At 48.7% G+C, this 17690-nt stretch carries 17 protein-coding genes; 14 read left to right on the top strand and 3 right to left on the bottom strand.

Annotation, left to right across the window (positions count from 1 at the left end; genetic code table 11):
* The first annotated feature begins 137 nt into the window (after nt 1-137).
* From F4X88_20615 to F4X88_20605, 3 genes are all read left to right on the top strand, one after another.
* Nucleotides 138-725 carry a hypothetical protein gene (locus F4X88_20615; GenBank protein ID MYA58684.1) on the top strand — a complete coding sequence of 196 codons (588 nt, stop codon included), beginning with the start codon at nt 138-140 and terminating at the stop codon, nt 723-725.
* Nucleotides 726-875: 150 nt separating this feature from the next.
* Nucleotides 876-2486, top strand: a complete 1611-nt coding sequence (locus tag F4X88_20610) for a hypothetical protein (GenBank protein MYA58683.1) — start codon at nt 876-878, stop codon at nt 2484-2486.
* A gap of 17 nt (nt 2487-2503) precedes the next feature.
* Entirely contained in the window at nt 2504-3265 is a 762-nt protein-coding gene (locus F4X88_20605; protein ID MYA58682.1) for a WYL domain-containing protein, read from the top strand.
* Between the two features lie 152 nt (nt 3266-3417).
* Here F4X88_20605 and F4X88_20600 read toward each other — a convergent pair whose 3' ends face one another.
* Nucleotides 3418-5574, bottom strand: a complete 2157-nt coding sequence (locus F4X88_20600) for a hypothetical protein (GenBank protein MYA58681.1) — start codon at nt 5572-5574, stop codon at nt 3418-3420.
* Nucleotides 5575-5645: 71 nt separating this feature from the next.
* Nucleotides 5646-5987 (bottom strand): STAS domain-containing protein, encoded by a 342-nt coding sequence (locus tag F4X88_20595; GenBank protein ID MYA58680.1) that lies wholly within the window; start codon nt 5985-5987, stop codon nt 5646-5648.
* Nucleotides 5988-6254: 267 nt separating this feature from the next.
* Between F4X88_20595 and F4X88_20590 the strand changes: the two genes are divergently transcribed.
* The 4 genes from F4X88_20590 to F4X88_20575 all read left to right on the top strand — a co-directional run bounded on the left by F4X88_20590 (nt 6255) and on the right by F4X88_20575 (nt 8987).
* Nucleotides 6255-6626 (top strand): hypothetical protein, encoded by a 372-nt coding sequence (locus tag F4X88_20590; protein ID MYA58679.1) that lies wholly within the window; start codon nt 6255-6257, stop codon nt 6624-6626.
* A 138-nt stretch (nt 6627-6764) separates the two neighbouring features.
* Nucleotides 6765-7445, top strand: a complete 681-nt coding sequence (locus F4X88_20585; GenBank protein ID MYA58678.1) for a 7-carboxy-7-deazaguanine synthase QueE — start codon at nt 6765-6767, stop codon at nt 7443-7445.
* A 6-nt stretch (nt 7446-7451) separates the two neighbouring features.
* Nucleotides 7452-8579, top strand: a complete 1128-nt coding sequence (locus F4X88_20580; protein ID MYA58677.1) for an amidohydrolase/deacetylase family metallohydrolase — start codon at nt 7452-7454, stop codon at nt 8577-8579.
* A 6-nt stretch (nt 8580-8585) separates the two neighbouring features.
* Nucleotides 8586-8987 (top strand): hypothetical protein, encoded by a 402-nt coding sequence (locus tag F4X88_20575; protein MYA58676.1) that lies wholly within the window; start codon nt 8586-8588, stop codon nt 8985-8987.
* A gap of 58 nt (nt 8988-9045) precedes the next feature.
* Here F4X88_20575 and F4X88_20570 read toward each other — a convergent pair whose 3' ends face one another.
* The gene (locus F4X88_20570) at nt 9046-10122 is read right to left on the bottom strand and encodes a hypothetical protein (GenBank protein ID MYA58675.1); all 1077 of its coding nucleotides are present in this window, start codon (nt 10120-10122) and stop codon (nt 9046-9048) included.
* A 307-nt stretch (nt 10123-10429) separates the two neighbouring features.
* Here F4X88_20570 and rpsB point away from each other — a divergent pair, with 307 nt between their 5' ends.
* From rpsB to F4X88_20535, 7 genes are all read left to right on the top strand, one after another.
* Nucleotides 10430-11323: a 30S ribosomal protein S2 gene (gene rpsB, locus F4X88_20565; protein MYA58674.1), complete on the top strand. Its 894-nt coding sequence runs from the start codon at nt 10430-10432 to the stop codon at nt 11321-11323.
* 117 nt (nt 11324-11440) lie between these two features.
* Nucleotides 11441-12034 (top strand): translation elongation factor Ts, encoded by a 594-nt coding sequence (gene tsf, locus F4X88_20560; GenBank protein MYA58673.1) that lies wholly within the window; start codon nt 11441-11443, stop codon nt 12032-12034.
* 201 nt (nt 12035-12235) lie between these two features.
* Entirely contained in the window at nt 12236-12820 is a 585-nt protein-coding gene (locus F4X88_20555; protein ID MYA58672.1) for a ribosome recycling factor, read from the top strand.
* Nucleotides 12821-12920: 100 nt separating this feature from the next.
* The gene (locus F4X88_20550; GenBank protein MYA58671.1) at nt 12921-13754 is read left to right on the top strand and encodes a phosphatidate cytidylyltransferase; all 834 of its coding nucleotides are present in this window, start codon (nt 12921-12923) and stop codon (nt 13752-13754) included.
* A 242-nt stretch (nt 13755-13996) separates the two neighbouring features.
* On the top strand, nt 13997-15184 hold the full coding sequence (locus F4X88_20545; protein MYA58670.1) for a 1-deoxy-D-xylulose-5-phosphate reductoisomerase: 1188 nt from the start codon (nt 13997-13999) through the stop codon (nt 15182-15184).
* Between the two features lie 26 nt (nt 15185-15210).
* Complete coding sequence (locus F4X88_20540; GenBank protein ID MYA58669.1) at nt 15211-16902, top strand: PDZ domain-containing protein; 1692 nt, start codon at nt 15211-15213, stop codon at nt 16900-16902.
* Nucleotides 16903-16941: 39 nt separating this feature from the next.
* Nucleotides 16942-17661 (top strand): uracil-DNA glycosylase, encoded by a 720-nt coding sequence (locus F4X88_20535; GenBank protein MYA58668.1) that lies wholly within the window; start codon nt 16942-16944, stop codon nt 17659-17661.
* Nucleotides 17662-17690 lie beyond the last annotated feature (29 nt).

Genomic DNA, 17690 nt, shown 5'->3' with positions numbered 1-17690 from the left:
ATGGCACTTCTGTGAAGTTGTGTTTTACAAACAGTTATTTAGCACAAGTCGTTAATTTATCTGTTTTTTTCGCAGCAGTAGGTTACAAAAAATGCCTATAAACCCTTACAATCACTGGGTTCTCTACCGACGCAGAAATGATAAAGGATGACCATGGCGAAGAAGAACCCGCGATAAAACTTGAGTTTATCAACGATTTCATCGAAGAAAATAGGGAAATTTTTGAAGAAATGTACGAGGATAAAGCCGATGAACTGCTCAATGAAAAAGCACTTGAGGACTATGATCTTGAGTATACACAGTACTACACGAATGCTCGCGACAAGCTCCGGAACCAAGGACTCGCAACGCACAAAGAACAGATCCGAGAAAACCTGTTCAATCGCTTTCGCCGTCTTGATATCGACCACGGACAGTTCCCCGATAAATACAAGGCACTCTTTAAGGACACCCGAGATGAGTTCTGCAATAATTATCGTATCCCCGACCTCAACGTGCCGGAAAACGTCGTTCGAGAATTAGAAACCCTTTACGGATATGGGAAACAACACATCTTTCAACATAGCAATTCAAAAGACGTTATGCAGCATGTGACCTTGGCACATCAAATCCTCAAAACCATTATCGCATACAATGCCCTCAACACGGGACAAGAAACCATCGATGTTACGCCCCAAGACGTGAAAAAAGCATTGAAAAAGGCACAAAAGCCAACAACCGACTAACCGATGATAACCTCTTTCTAAGAGGGCACTCCGATTCCCAGCACTTTGGAGAGTGCGCAAACCGCTTGACAATGAAATACCTATAGGGTATGCTTGTTAAACAAAACGAATGTGTTATAGAAATGTTCATATTACAGCGTGAGGAAAAACATGAGACGCTTTGGGACGCAGGGTCCCGTTCATCCCGAGAGAAACTATGTCGTCAGCCGCGCTGTTGAACTCACAGATTTCATCAAGCGTGTCGAAGAAGGGCGTTACATCGTTATTTTCGCGCCCCGTCAGACCGGCAAAACGACCTTCTTTCAACGTGCCTTAGATGTGTTCAGAGACGAAGCATCTGCCTACTTCCCTATCGCCTTGAATTTTGAGGAATACGAAGGTTGCACACCGTCGGTTTTTTATAGCAATCTTCACGAAGATATTCGCGAGGAGATAGAAAATATTTTTGCGCAACGCGGAGAAGTCTTTTCTGAAGCGTTGGCGGAATTCTTGGAGAACACAGAGATCACCGATCATCTCTCAATGGGAAGATTCTTTAGACGCTTTTCCCGTTTCCTGGGTGACCAACGCCTTATCCTCATCATAGACGAGTTTGACGGCATCCCGAAGGAAGCGGTGAGAGGTTTTCTGCATTCACTTCGCCGTATCTATGTTTCAAACCCTATTTCTCGATGTCCACATAGTGTCGGTATTGTCGGAGTCAAGAGTATTACGCAGCTGAACTACGACCGATCCATCTCCCCGTTCAATATCCAAGATGAGTTCAACCTGCCGAACTTCACGCGTGAACAGGTGCAGGAACTCCTTGGGCAATATACGGAAGAAGTCGGACAGCCATTTGCACCCGAGGTGATTGAATCCATTCATAAGCAGACAGCTGGACAACCTGTTCTCGTCAACCGATTCGCGCAGATTCTCACAGAGGCGTTGGATATTCCCAAAACAGAACCGATTACGATGCCACATTTTACAAAGGCACATGCACAACTCCTTGAGGAGAACAATGTCAACATCACACACTTGATAACCAACATCCGCAAAAATCCGCGTTTTGAAAGTATGCTGATGCACATCATGGAACGTGATGAAGGCGTGGACTTCAATCCCGATAATGACATTATCAGTGAACTCGCCACTTATGGGGTCATTGCAAGAGGTAATGACGGAGACTGTGAGATTCTCAATCCAATTTACCTCTATCGTATTATGAGAGCATTCAAGCCACTCGTAAACGGGTTAGAGCGGGAATACTTCCCGACAGATACCAGCGACGCGCTCCGTGAGTATCTCACATCTACCGATCAAATTGAAATGAAGGCGTTACTTGATAACTTCCAAGATTTCATAGCACGTGCGGGGTTTAGGATTTTGCAAGTCCCAGATACGCCGCAAGAATCGGTAGGCCGCCACCTCTTGCTTGCTTACCTCGACGAGTTTGTTGGGCGTATTGGTGGCGTCATGCACATAGAAGTACCAACCGGGCGAGGTAGGATGGACATCCTTATTACGCACAATCAGCAAAAATACATTGTTGAGACAAAGATTTGGAGAGGTAGGAGTCGCTATGAAGCAGGCAAACAGCAATTAGCGGCATACCTCAAATTGGAAGGAACAACGGAAGGTTACTATATAGTTTTTGACCATCGCCAGGATCCTGAGCCGCGTGTGGAAACCCAGACAATCGACGATGTAACAATTCGGAGTTATGTGATTCCTGTCGTTCAGGAACGTCCTTCAGAGACACATCTCCCTGATGCTTAAGATTCCAGGAGCATGAAATGCCTTATTGTACCGTATGCAAGATAGAGACAGATTGGGAATACGATATAGCACTCTCCAACGGAGACTTCGTTCATTATTCATGTATCCTCCTGTTGCAGATGCGAGAACATGAGATTGAAACGGCACTGCAGCAACAGAAATCGCAACTCATCTTGTCGCTCTTTGTGCCAAACGAAACGCAAGAACAGCATGCGTTGCCGGAGGCTGATAGTGAAGATTTACGTGCCAAACTCGCGAAGGTAAAATCCGTTTTAACCGAAATCTATGACTATCTGCCGTGTTGGCCACCCGATTGGGATGAACGGAAACGACAAGTTATCCGAGAAAAGGGTTCGCGCTGTTCAAAGTGTGGTAAAGAGCAGGATGTCTATCTCCTGCACGATATTCCCGTATTTGAAGGAGGCACGAACAAGTTAGATACGCTCAGACTCGTCTGTGCCGAATGTTACAGGGGGACATACCATGAAGGCAACATTTTTGGCACTTTTACGCTAAAGGCATCGCAGTCAGAATTTGCGGAACAATTCACAGAAATCCAATCCGCGATTGACAACGAGCAGCGGATTCGGTTTGAGTATAAAAAGCCGCGCGCCAAAAGGTGGAGGACGCGTGTCGTTACACCGGAGCGGTTCCTGAATATTCCGAACAGCCGGGCATCCGGTGAGACGTTGTGTGTAGAAGGATTTTGCGAATTGCGCCAGGATACCCGCGTCTTCGCCCTTGAGCGAATGCAAGGGTTAGAGGTCATTGAGGATTAGTTATAACACAGAGGAACAATTGTGCAGGAGCGAAATATAAGAGCCCTCTACTACATTACCCATATAGACAACTTGCCTTCCATTGAATGGTTCTTGCTTTTTGCAACAAAACGCGATTGGCGCGCACTGGCTACCGACAACTGACAACTGATTTACATCCGAACATAGCTCTCACAGGTTTCGTCCAAATCGGCAAGGACACTCCCATCCACCTGCAGGAACCGGGCGTTCAGCATCACGAATTGAACGGCTGCACCGGAGGTGTCGCGCCGTAAGAAGAGAAATTCACCGACACACCGAATATCTGCGGTAGACATCTCCGCCAAGCCATCATCAGAGATGAGGAACGTATCCGTCGCGTTGGGTAACCGGAGGGTGAAACCTGTCCCTAAAACATCAGGATCGGTAAACACCTCAATAGCAGAAAGCGTCGGACGCACTTCCACTTCAGGCTTCATCGGCAACAGCACTGTGTTCACTGCCATTGGCGATTCCCGATGTTTCCGATATGTAATACTGTTCCCGCCCGATGTTACCGAGAGATCGGGTGTCTGCACCGCACCGATGAACAGATTGCTACGCTGTGGTTCCTGCGTCCGTATGTTCCCTGCTTCGGAAATGATATAAGGGGCGACCTTTCGATCGAAACGAAATACCTGTTCCAATGTGTACGCACCCGCACCGAGAACGAGATCGTGTAGGACGAAGTATTCACCTTTAAGATAGAAAATAGCGCGTTTGTGCTGCGCCTCAGTCGTTTTTGGCACGGCTTGCGCGTTGCCGAGAGCTGCGGTCAAAACGTCCCACTTTTCAACGAAATCGAATGCGGGTGTCGTTATCCATCGTGTGTTAAGTGCATCAGGCTCCGAGCGGGTGGTCTCAAGCACACCAACGGAACCCGTTGTTAGATGTCGTCCGTGAGCGTGTAACACGAAAATTGATGTGTCCGTGTGGCTCGGTTTTTCAGATGGATGCGTATCGAAAAACAGGTATTGTGCCTCGGGTTCCCAACTGTCTCGCATGACATAGCAACCCGTCTCAGGAAGCGCGTGTGAGGTGGTATCAGTGGATGGAAAATCCTCAAGTCGGAAGTCTTTATCGACAATCGTGCAGAGTTCAGCGGCATCGAAGTTCGGCGCGGGGAGCGGGCCGAACGGTGGAAACGCGTTATCGGGTTGACGCAGACGGATACACGCTTCGACCTGTCTTTCCAGCGATGTCTGTATCTCTGCCAAGGAGCCGGCACTCTCCCTGGCGTCTCCGTAAACAGATAGGAATCTGACAGAATCCGCAATTGCCTCAACGTGGGACCGGAGTGTCCGATCCTTGTGAAAGCCATCTGAATGAAAAAACGCCTCCATTATCCATTTATAGCGACGCAGCGCGAGGAGACGCAGTTGTTCACTCCCACGGAATTCAGGAAAGAGGTGTGCCGCAATACCGATCTCTGTCGTCGCAGTGATAGCGGGTGTCGGATGGATGGACAACCGGAGCAGACATTCGAGGTAGGTTTTCGCAGTCGTATAGGTATCGGATCTGTCTGTGAGTGGGATTGATTTTTGTTCGACCTGTGAATCTAAAAATTCTCTCCGAAAGACGGTGTATGCGGCTTTGGCTACGGCTACATCGTCCGCATTTTTAACAGCAAGTTTTGACTCGCAAAAATCCAAATTCAGAGCCTCAAAAAAATCGCTATCGCTGAGAGGCAAGTTGTATTGACGCTGCGGCGTGAAGTTGCGTTTAAGGACGGTATTATAGGCGTTCACCGCGGCTGCCAAGATCGGAAGGTTCCGCTCGTTCGCAAGCGAGAAGGCAACATCAATCGGTCGGATGAGATGCGAATCCGTCGGTGTAGGCGCGACCTCCGTCAACACTCCCGACATCCTTCCAAATCCGGCAAGTCGCCAGAGTGCCGATTGCGGAAGTGACGCACAGACGCTGCCTGCCAATGCCAGTGCACTGCCCGCTTCGAGTCTCGGACGCGGTTCACCGTCTGAATAGGTGTAGAGATATTCAGCGTGTGCTGACAGGATACGGGCGAGTTCGCGGTATCCCAACGCCGTAAGCGGTTCATGGGCTGCAATCGCGACTGCCTCTATGACCCGTGCGGCGACAGATTCCAATCGCCACGCGGGGTATTCTGGCGTGAATTCGGTCGGTGTCGGGTATGCTTCGTCAAACGTGAAGAGTTCCTCAAAATCCGCGATCGGTTCCAGTTGCCTGACCGCAGAGAGTTCCCTTTCTGAAAGAGTTTCAGAAAGGGTTTGGATCTGTTCAGTTTGGAGCGTTGTCCACTTTTCCAGCGACATGTTGTGGCACCTTCAAGAAAAAAGGGACCGGTAAAACCAGCCCCTTTTTGACATGCGTTGAACGCTGCGTTCTACGCGGATAGTCCTAAAACTGCTGCGTCCTCATCGTCGTAATGCTCAAACATACTCACGAGACGGCTCAGAACGACCAAGTTTTTGATATGTTTGCCGACATGGATAACACCAATGCGCCCGTTCTTTCGGGTTGCGATCGCACGTGCCTCCATGAGGGCACCGAGTCCTGAACTGTCAATCATATTGACATTCTCGAAGTTGATGAGGATACGTGGCTCGTCGTAAGTTTCTATTTGCGGGGCGATTGCCTCTCGTAATTCTAATGCGGAGGTTCCTACCAATTTTCCACTGGGTTCTAAAATCGCTACGCTGCCTTGTTGGCGAATTTGCGTTGACACTGTTTTTCTCCTTTTTTATTTCGGAAAATATTGAAAGTCTATATTACTTTTTTTACTTTTTAAACAACAATTTTGAATGTTCAATTAACGTGTTCGTTACTTTAGACGCATTCCCTTGAAAAAAGTTAGTTTTTTTTTATTTATTTTTTGGTTTTACTGTAAAAAAATAATTTGACACAATCAAGAGGTTGTGTGATAATTTCCTAATACCACATTTCAATTGGCGCGTGACACACGCGATTCTTCTAAAGAAAGGAAATTCTAACAATGGCAGTTACATTTCACCACGTTCATCTTCGTTGTGAAGATTTAGAAGGTGCGATTCGTTATTATGAAGAGATGTTTGATGGAAAGGTCACGGAAACAGTAGAGGTCCGCGGGTTACCCATCGTCCGGATGGAGATTGGCGGCGAACGGATCTTCCTCTCACCGAAATTCGGAGATATGGAAGTCGAGGACACCAGCGGGAATCCGCGTTGGGGTGTCTATCAACTCGCTTTTACCGTGGAAGACCTGGACGCTGAGGTCGCGCAGCTTCAAGCGAAGGGCGCGGAACTCGAAGATTTGAAACCCAATGGACTCATGATGGCGTTTTTCAAAGGACCCGACAACGTTCAAATTGAACTCATTGAGGCTTAATCGTTCGCGGAAATCGCCACCTCGCACCGTTCATAGATAGCACTCGCGTCTAATTTCCCTAACATCTAAGACCGACCTAACAAGATGTTGTCAGCTTATACATCACCTTGACTGAGCGCTGCGCGAGGGGATGGCAGTATGAAATTTAGCGAACTCTTCCATACAATTCAAGGAGAAGGACAACTTATCGGTGTCCCCTCCGTTTTCTTCCGAACGAGTTATTGCAATCTGAGATGTGTTTGGTGTGATACACCTTACACATCTTGGAAGCCGGAAGATCGGAACATCTCTGTTGCTGAAAGCGTTGACGCCATCTCGCAATACCGCTGTAAGCACGTGGTTATTACCGGTGGAGAGCCGTTTATTCAGGCGAGGGAATTGATGGAACTCTGTTGTGAACTGGATAAACGTGGGCATCACATCACCATTGAAACGAACGCCACGCTTTTTGCAGCAGTTCCCGCACACCTCATTTCCATGAGCCCTAAGTTGCGTAATTCTAATCCGCCAGCAGACAACCGGTTTTTCAAACGTCACGAACGTGGACGCATTCGTCCCGACGTTATCCGAAAGTTTTTGGATCAGTATCCATGCCAAGTGAAATTTGTCGTGGACACACCCGAAGATTTAGCAGAGATCCAAGCCTTACAGACGGAGATAGATATTCCCGCCGAGACCATCCTCTTGATGCCGCAAGGGACAACACCTACCGTGCTACGGCAGAAACAGGAATGGTTGGTGGATCTCTGTAAAGAGAACGGCTATCGCTATTCCCCTCGTGTGCACGTGGATATATGGGGAGACAAACGCGGCATCTAAGCAGTAATGGGTACGGAAATGAACTATGATATTCTACTAAAAGGTGGCACCGTCATTGACCCCGCACAGCATCTGAATGCAAGGCGAGATGTCGCAATTACGAGCGGTGTCATCGCTGCGATTGAACAGGACATTCCCGAAGGCGCAGCGACGCAAACCATCAATGTTAAGGATAAATTCGTGACACCGGGACTCGTGGATATCCACACGCATGTCTATTACGGTGTAACGACATGGGGCATCAGAGCCGACGCGGTTTGCCCAACAGCCGGAACCACCACCGTTGTCGATGCCGGCAGCCCAAGTTGGGTGACGTTCCCCGGTTTCCGTGAATTCATCGCCGAACCTGCGCAGACGAACATCCTCACCTATATCCACATCTCTGGAATTGGGCTTGTCTATGGACCTGTCGGTGAAATGCACGATATGGCTTACGCCAATCCCGGGCGTGTTGCGGAGACCTTACAAGCGCATCGTGATATGACGGTGGGGGTCAAGGTGCGTCAGGGAAAAATGCAGGTTGGCGATAACGGGGTTGAACCGCTGAAACTTGCCATTGAAGCCGCCGAATGTGCAGAAACGCCCGTCATGTGTCATATTGGCGCGGGGGTGCCGCTGCCTGATATTTTGCGATTACTCCGTCCGGGCGATGTGATTACCCACTGTTTCCAAGGCAACGGTGATAACATTGTTGACGAGAAAGGGCGCGTGATCCCTGAAGCCTGGAAGGCGCGCGAGGACGGTATTATCTTTGATGTCGGACACGGGGCAGGCAGTTTCCATTATGAGGTCGCACAACGCGCCATGGAACAGGGGTTCATCTCTGACGTTATCAGTACCGATCTTCATACAGGGAACATCAACGGACCCGTCTACGATTTACCGACCGTCCTGTCGAAGTTGATGCATTTGGGACTCTCACTGGAAGAAGTGATTGAGAAGGCGACTTTCAGTGCCGCAAAAGCCATCCAACGTGAGGCGCAACTCGGTCATCTGAAAGTTGGAACCCTCGCGGATGTCGCAGTCTTTGAAGTACTGGACGGTGAATTTGAATTCTTCGACACACACGACAACAAGTTTATCGGGAACAAAAAATTGAAAGCCACGCTAACGATACGCGAAGGAAAAATTTAAACCGATATGGCGAGTACAAACAAAAAACTCAGTGGCTGTTATAGAAGAGTCCTGACTTTCGTGTTAGCAGTTGTGGCAGTCAGTTTAATCGCAGGTGGCATCGTTTATCGCCGCGTCGGTGGGTCTGAAGGTGCCCGCTATTGGATGGCAGGACGCGCCCTAAACGGTGTAGAAAACCATCTTAAGTCGAAAAATCGTCCTGATGGTATCTCAGAAGATCAGGTAATCGCAGTCTTTGCAAACGTGCGCGAGGCAACCCAGAAACGGAAAGTCCATCTTACATCCCTTTACAGAGTGCTGAAATCGTATCAGACAGCGTTTCATACCACAACACCATCAACCCCTGAAATACAAGCGTTCCTTATTGAACTTGAGAGAACAATTCTTAAGGATACAATTAAGGAGTGATGTTTAACCTATCCTCTTACAGTCCCCCTGATAAGGGGCGGGGAATGCCATAAGGCATTCATACCGTTGATTCTTTAGGGGGTTGGGTCATCCTATTGGCAATCATCTCTCGAATTTGAGTTGTGTAAACCCCGTCGCTCAGCCCCGTATGAATCACCTGCCGCAGTGCGCTTTGGTATCTCGCCTTGAGATCACCCCACGCTTTGAAAAGTGTTCTGCTTTCGGAGGCTTCAGGCTGTGCAACAGCACACAAAATTCGATGGATTACGGATAGATAAAAGAGGAGATGATGACTGTCAACACGTGCCGCGATCTCCGCAGATGAACAGGTTTCACGATGTGCGGCAACCCACCCTGCATAAGCCTCGACCAACTCCCGATTTAACAACGAGACGAAGTTTGTCCCCTCTTGGTTTGCCCCGATACTATTGAAAAATTGGACCAACCGCCGTTCCTGCCAATCCCAACCAACACTCGAAAAGTCAATCAAAAAAGGGATGTCGTCGGAAATCACGATGTTTCGGCTCTGGTAGTCGAGACTATCGAAAGTCGGTGGTGCCGTTTGGAGTCGGTTGGAAAAAGTGGTCCATAGCGCATCAAGATGTGCAGTTTGTGATGAGGTCATCGCACCACAAAGATAGCCGAGGGTTTTTCTGCCTTGTTCAAGTAAACGTTGCAGGGTAACGTTCAGATCAAAGCGGAAGGCGTAGGGGGTAAGAAGTTCCATGTTTTCTGCGAAAACGGTTTCAACCCGACAGAGCTCCATAAGTGCAGTCCGCAAAATGGGGGTAAGAGCAGACAAGGGTCTGCTTTGTGCCATGGCATCCAGTGTCAATTCGCCACACCATTCCAACAACAGGGTATGCAAGGCTTCCAATTTCCAAACAATTTGCGGAACACGACACCCATTGCGGTGTAATACTGACAGGACAGTGGATTCAATCTCACAAGGGGTATAGCCTGCCTCAACGACGGGTGTGGTGATGTCGTGCTGTTTGAGTAGGTAGTTCACGGAACCGAGTTTTAAACGACAGACATTGTGCTTCTGCTGACTGCCGTGCTGAATCGGTTCAAGTTTCAGAGCCTCTACCTCTGTTTGGAAGTGGGCTGCGATCTGTTCAATCAGATGGTTCACCTATATGCCTCCTGATGTTTTATATCACAGAACCTGCCCTGAATCTACAATTTTCTTGACATTCGGTAAGAGGTGTGTTATAAAAACTTGAAATTCAATTGTTTCTGTGGTAAAATATTTGCATCAATTCTGATGAAAAACGTTCATCGGGAGTTACACACACAATACTGGATACGACACACCTCTCGATTTGCACAGCGGGTTCTCTCGTGTTGAGAGTCTGATGCAGACATGAAAGAGGTGGACGCGAAAACCCAGTGGGGACGGCAGGTCCCCGCAAACTTAGGAGGTTTTTTTGGCAGTTACAATGAAAGGACTCCTTGAATGTGGAGTTCACTTCGGACATCAAACCCGTCGTTGGAATCCGAAGATGGCAGAGTACATCTTCGCTGAACGAAACGGGATTTATATTATTGACTTGCAAAAGACGCTACGGATGCTCGAAACCGCCGCGCATTTCGTTGAAGAGATCGCCGCGCAAGGTGGCGGGGTATTATTTGTCGGCACGAAACGCCAATCCCAAGAAGCCGTGCGAAGCGAAGCCGTGCGATGTGGGATGTATCACGTAAATCACCGATGGCTCGGTGGTATGCTGACGAATTTCCAAACCATCCGTCGGAGTGTCAACAGGTTGGATCAACTGGATGCCGATGAAACGAATGGGGTTTTTGATCAGAGGCCGAAAAAAGAGGTCATGCGGTTGCGCCGTGAGAAAGGCAAACTCGACAGCAACCTGAGTGGTGTCAGAGAGATGAAAAAGCTCCCTGAAGCCGTGGTTGTTACGGATACACGGAAAGAGCATACAGCGATCGCAGAGGCAAACAAACTCGGTATCCCGATCATCGCTATCGTTGATACCAATTGTGACCCTGATCCGATTGATTTGCCGGTTCCGGGTAACGATGACGCTATCCGCTCAATTCGTCTCATCTGTTCTGTCTTAGCCGATGCCGTCGTTAATGGCAAGGGAGATGCGTTAGAAGGCGCAGAGGTCGCGGCGGAAGCAGAGCAGCCCCAAGCAGCTGTGGCGCAAGTAGATGCGATACTTGCAGTGGAAAAGCACGAGGAAGAAAGTGTCGCGATTCTCGAAGAAGCCCAACTGTCCGCAGAGCCAGAGGCGATTGGCGATGGGGAACAGCGTCAGACACGTGCACCGCGTCAACGACGGAGAGGAAGAGCCCCGCGGCGACAGTCTCAATAAATTGGCAATCAGTCATCAGTCTTCGGTTTTCAGTTAAGAGGTGGGTTTGTTAAACCAGATCCCTCCTTAACTGTTAACTGGAAACTGTTAACTGAAAACTATAATTAAGGAGGATACATGGCAATTACAGCAAAGCTTGTTAGCGACCTCCGTTCGCGCACGGGGGCAGGGATTATGGACTGCAAAAAGGCGCTAACAGAAACGAACGGAAATATTGACGAAGCAATTCAGAAATTACGGGAGCAGGGACTGAAAGCGTCCGAACTTAAAGGCGGTAGAACGACAGAAGAAGGATTGATTGTTTCCTATATTCATCCCGGTAGCCGTGTCGGCACATTGGTCGAACTCAATTGCGAAACCGATTTCGTTGCCCGAACAGAGCAGTTCCAAAATTTGGCGAAAGAGATCGCGATGCAGGTCGCAGCCGCAAAACCGAAATATGTTAAACCGGAAGATGTTCCTGCCAAAGATCTTGAAGCAGAAAAAGCAATTCTGAAAGCACAAGCCGAGCAAGAAGGGAAACCTGCCCACATCGCTGAACGGATTGTTGAAGGACGAATCTCTAAATATTATACGGAGACCTGCCTCTTACAGCAGCCTTATATCCGAGATTCAGACAAGACCATTGAGAGTCTCGTAAAGGACACAATAGCCCAATTGGGTGAGAACATTGTCGTCAAACGTTTTGTACTCTACGTACTTGGACAGTGAACAGGAAACTGTAACCCTACAGTCTTGATGTCAACCAGAACTGTAGCCTGTAAGCGAATCGGAAGGGTTTTTACTTGGGGTGTTTTGCTGGGGGATTTTTGCGTATTGCTTGGGTATTTCTGCGGATTTCCGCTAGGTCTACGGAGATTAACCCCTTAAACCCAAGACCCACCTGACCGAAACGCAAGGAATAATTAAAAAATGCAACAGCAGATTCTTCAACAGGCGGAGTCCCGGATGAAGAAGACAGTCGAAGCAACAGCGACGAAATTGTCGCATGTACAGACAGGCCGAGCGACACCAGCACTCTTGGATCAGGTCAGCGTTACGTATTACGGTAGCAAAAGTCCATTGAGTCAAGTCGGCACGATTACTACGCCTGAACCGCGGCTGCTTGTCATTCAACCTTGGGACAAAACGCTAATTACAGAGATTGAGAAAGCCATCGCCCACTCAGATTTGGGACTCTCGACGAGCAATGACGGGAACATTATCCGAATCCAAATCCCCGAACTCACATTGGAGCGCAGGACGGAGCTAACGAAGGTCGTCCGTAAACTCGCCGAAGAAGGGAAGGTGGCAATTCGGAATATCCGACGCGATGCCAACGATGCCGTTAAAAAAGCCGATGGGGATACCGGTGGCGGCGGTAAAAGCAGAGGACGAGGCGGCGACAGGAAGCGCGGGAAAGCGAGTGCGGATCCGGTTCAGCAGCTGACGGATACGTACATCGACCAGATTAACGACTTGACGGAGGCGAAAGAGTCCGAATTATTAGAAACTTGAGGAAGGGTTGTCAGTTATCAGTTTGCCTCGCAGTGAGAGTTAAAAGGTTTCGTTGAACTTTACCGATCTGTTCCCTGAAGACTGTTAACGACAAAAAAATATGTTTTGGCGGCGAGCCTTGAGTGTGGCTGTGTTAGCACCGTTAGTCCTCCTAATTGTTTATCAGGGGGATTGGCTCTACCTGATACTTGTATCCGTCGTCGTGGTGATGATGCAAGTTGAGTACTGTCGTTTGGCACAGCACTTCACGGAAAAATTGAATCCGGTGATGCCTGCACTCTTGTCAGGTGTGTTCTGTTTGTTCGCGTATTTTTTGCCTGAACTTACACAGACGACCGCTGCCTCAACGGTCATCTTCAGTTACTTTACCTTCGTATTCATTTATATTTTCGCGGAGAGTATTTTTAGGGCGAAGGTCGCGGGTGAATTGCTTGCGGTTACACTGAAACTCACCGGCATTTTAACCATCGGTTGGGCATTAGGCTACCATCTCATCTTACTCCGAAATGCGGAACCGATCGGTAGACAACTGATCTTCCTATTGGCTGGCATCATTTGGTGTAGCGACACCGGCGCGTATCTCGTTGGCAGAGCGTTCGGTAAACACAAACTCGGCACGCCCGTCAGTCCACGAAAAACGATTGAAGGAACGATTGGCGGATTGGTGGTCGGCACTTTGACGAGTTTCTTACTGAATGCAATCCTGCTGAAAGGGACACTCTCTTGGGGGCACGCAATCTTCATTGGACTCCTCCTGAGTGTTTTGGGGCAACTGGGAGATCTCAGTGCCTCGCTGATGAAGCGAACCGCCGGTGTTAAGGATTCCGGACAGGTTATCCCCGGACATGGCGGATTTATTGATAGGTGCGATAGCCTTATTTTTAGTACACCTGTGCTTTACTACTATCTTGCATTGACAGGGCACTTAGGATAAATGTTTATGACGGTGGTCCGAATTAGGATAAGGCGTAATACTGCAGAGTTGGTTAAAGAGAAGAAAAAGAATTACGATACAGATTCCCGAACCCGGTTAAGAACTCACCAGAAACCGTTGCGCAATGAAATTAGGTTTCCTTAAATGGCATAATTTGTCCCCCATACGCTATTCGCTATGGGATGGCTTCGGCTTTCTGCATTTACATTTGGAGCAACGCCCAGGAGCCCGTAGTTAAAAATATGAAACACATCGCCATACTTGGTAGCACGGGCTCTGTTGGGAAAAACACCCTCAGCGTTGTCGAAACGCATGCTGACGAATTTAAGGTAGTCGGTCTCGCAGCGAACCGAGATGTTGACACCCTTGAACAACAGATTCGACGGTATCGTCCGGCATTGGTGGCTTTAAATGAACCTGCAGCAGCGGCACAGCTCAGTGAACGGATCCGAGATCTCAACTGCACACAAGTCCTCGGCGGCACTGAGGGACTTCAAGCCGTCGCGACCATGCCGCAGGCATCCCAAGTTTTGGACGGGATGGGTGGAACGGCGGGTTTGTTGCCGACCTTAGCAGCAATTAACGCCGGTAAGGACATCGCCTTTGTCAATAAAGAGGTAATGGTGATGGCGGGACCTCTTGTTAAGGCAGCTGTGAAAAAAAACGATGTTAACTTAATACCGCTAGATAGTGAAATGAGTGCCATCTTCCAATGCTTAGAGGGGGCACGCGATCAACAGACAGATATCCACCGACTCCTGATTACCGCGTCAGGCGGTCCCTTCCGAGAAGTGCCCAAAGAAGCCCTCTATTCCGTCACGCCGCAGCAAGCACTCCGGCACCCGAATTGGAAGATGGGACAGAAAATTACAATCGACTCCGCGACGATGATGAACAAAGGGTTGGAGGTCATTGAAGCGAAATGGTTGTTTGACATGGAGATCTCAAAGATTGATGTCGTCATCCATCCAGAGAGTATTGTTCATTCTATGGTGGAATGGACAGACGGTTCCACGCTCGCACAACTGGGCCCCACAGATATGCGTATTATGATCCAATACGCTTTAACCTATCCGCGTAGGCTTTCGGCACCCGTGCCACGTTTGGATTTAATGGAAGCACGCACGCTACACTTTGAACCGGTTGACTTTGAGAAATTTCCATGCCTCTCGCTCGCGTATACCGCTGCAGAAATCGGTGGCACACTCCCTGTAGTGCTCAGTAGCGCAGATGAGGTGGTCGTGGCGGCTTTTCTTGAGGCACGCATCGGATTTATGGATATTCCTGCGATCCTTGCGCGTGTGATGGATGCACATGCGGTAATCGCTGATCCAACACTTTCGGATATCCTTGAGGTTGACCGATGGGCAAAAACAACAGTACATTCAATAATAAAAAATAAAAAAAGTATGTCACAAGCGAGTTACTAAAAACGCATCACGAGGTAATAAACACCATGGAATTCTTGATTGACCTGATTGGCTCCATAATTCCCTACATAAAAACGGCATTTCTCGCGATTATTCCGCTCGGGTTCATTATTTTCATTCATGAACTCGGTCATTTTTATGTCGCGAAACGGTGTGGTATTAAGGTAAACACCTTTTCACTCGGTTTCGGTCCGAAACTCATCGGATTTCAGCGGGATGAAACAGACTATAGAATCTCGCTCTTGCCATTTGGCGGCTACGTTCAGATGGAAGGAGAGAGTCCAACCGAACAAACCGGGGCGCCGGGTGAATTTGCGAGTGCCTCAATCGGCAGCCGCGCTTTCGTCGTCGCCGCGGGTCCCGCAGTTAACTTATTGTTTGGTGTATTGGTATACTGGCTCGTCTTTGCTACTGGGATTAACACGGATTCCGCTCGGTTGATTGGTGGATTAACTGGTTTACCCCTCGGTGAAAAAGAGGTGATCCAGCTCGGTTGGGTCGCCGACGATGGACCCGGTGCGATCGGTGGACTCATGCCCGGCGATACCATTATTTCTGTCAATGGGGACCCGATTAGCCATTGGGCGATGTTCCAAACACGGATTTTCACCAGCGCAAATAGGCCACTGGATATCGTCGTAGAACGGGAGGGTGAACGGAAGATACTTTCTGTTATCCCCGATGCGGAGCCGAGTGTCAGAGGCGATATTGGTATCATTAGAGTGAGCAGTAGATCGGAAACGATCATCAGTCATGTCGAAGAAGGGAGTCCCGCGGCAGAAGCCGGGATCCAAGTCGGCGATCAGATTGAGAGCATCAACGGTCAGAAACTCCACAACGTTCCTTATTTTGGATACGGGGTCTGGCACGCCTCCGAAGATTGGCGTAATAGGAAATATCAGTCACTTTATCAAAGTATTAACGAAAATCCAGAAGCATTGACACTCGGTATCCGACGGGATGATGCGTCGCTTACGATCGAAGTGCCGGTCCGTTGGCGTGTGAAAGCGAGTATCCAAGAGGATAGTATCGCACAAAATTCGGGGATCCAAGATGGAGACGTCCTTGCGATGCTTAACGGCACATTAGTAGACAATGCAACGCTCTATTCAGAACTCAAAGCAATGGCAACCAGTGAATCCATCGAAGTCGGATTGATGCGAGACGGGAACCTGAAAAAGGTAAGACTTGCCACGGAGATACAAAATTCAGAGACGAATCCCGATGGAGCCCTCTTCGGATTGGCGTGGCAGACATCTCTCAGTGGCATGGAATTCGCTGCAAAAACGGCACCGTTGCCGGATTATGACGTTTTTACAAGCCTCGGAAAAGGTGTTGAGGCGACATGGTTGACCTTCACAACTGTCGGCAGAACCTTGCAACAGCTGGTAGGTGGAGAAGTATCACCGAAGCATCTCTCGGGGCCCATCGGTATCGCGAACGCCACAAGTCGTATGTTTGATCGGGTGGGGTTGAGTAGCGCGCTCTTTTTCATTGGCTTTATTAGTATCAATCTTTGCATCGTCAATCTGTTGCCGATTCCGATTGCTGACGGGGGACAGTTGCTGTTTTTCACTGTCGAGAAGATCCGTGGCAGACCTATGCCTCGGAGAGCACAAGAGATTGTTCAACAGGTTTGTATTGTTCTCCTGATTGCACTCTTCTTGTACATCACTTGGTTCGATGGTATATCCCTGATTGACGATTTGCGCAATTAGTTTTCAGTTGACAACTGATAACTGACAATTCTTAAAAAAATGGATAGAGACAGCCTCAGAAAAGAATATGTAGATCTTATTGCAAGTGTGAGGGAATACGTGGAAGAACAACTTCAACTCGGTTTTATAGAATCAGAAATAAACGAGCCAGAGCGGGAATCCCCGTATGCGAACCTCGATCTCCCTACGCTGGCGACTGATGCCGCAGATTGCACCAAATGTGGGTTGCACGAGACACGGCACAGTGTCGTTTTTGGTGTTGGCAACCCGGAAGCCGACCTTATGTTCATCGGTGAAGCCCCCGGTGCTGATGAAGATGAACAGGGAGAACCTTTTGTCGGCAGAGCCGGTCAGTTGTTGACGCGCATTATTGAGGATGGTATGCAACTTAAGCGTGAGGATGTCTATATCGCGAATGTGCTTAAGTGTCGTCCCCCCGGTAACAGGAATCCTGCCCCCGATGAGGTCGAAACTTGTAGTCCCTATTTAGTGCGTCAGATAGAACTCATTCAACCGAAAGTGATTATGGCACTCGGAAGTTTTGCGGCACAGATGTTGCTGGATACCAAAACCGGTATTACAAGACTTCGAGGGGAATTCCATCCGTGTGAGGTGCCAGGACTCCGCGTCCTTCCACATAGGAAACCGCCAGTCATCATGCCGACGTATCACCCGGCATATCTGCTCAGAAACCCGAAGGGTAAAGCTGACGTATGGGAAGATGTCAAAAAGGTGCTTGCTTTTTTGGAAGAGGGATAAAAAAAGAGTGTCCGTCGTCAACTGATGGC

The organism is Candidatus Poribacteria bacterium (assembly GCA_009839745.1).
Lineage (GTDB): Bacteria > Poribacteria > WGA-4E > WGA-4E > WGA-3G > WGA-3G.
This window is presented reverse-complemented; position numbering and strand designations above follow the sequence as displayed.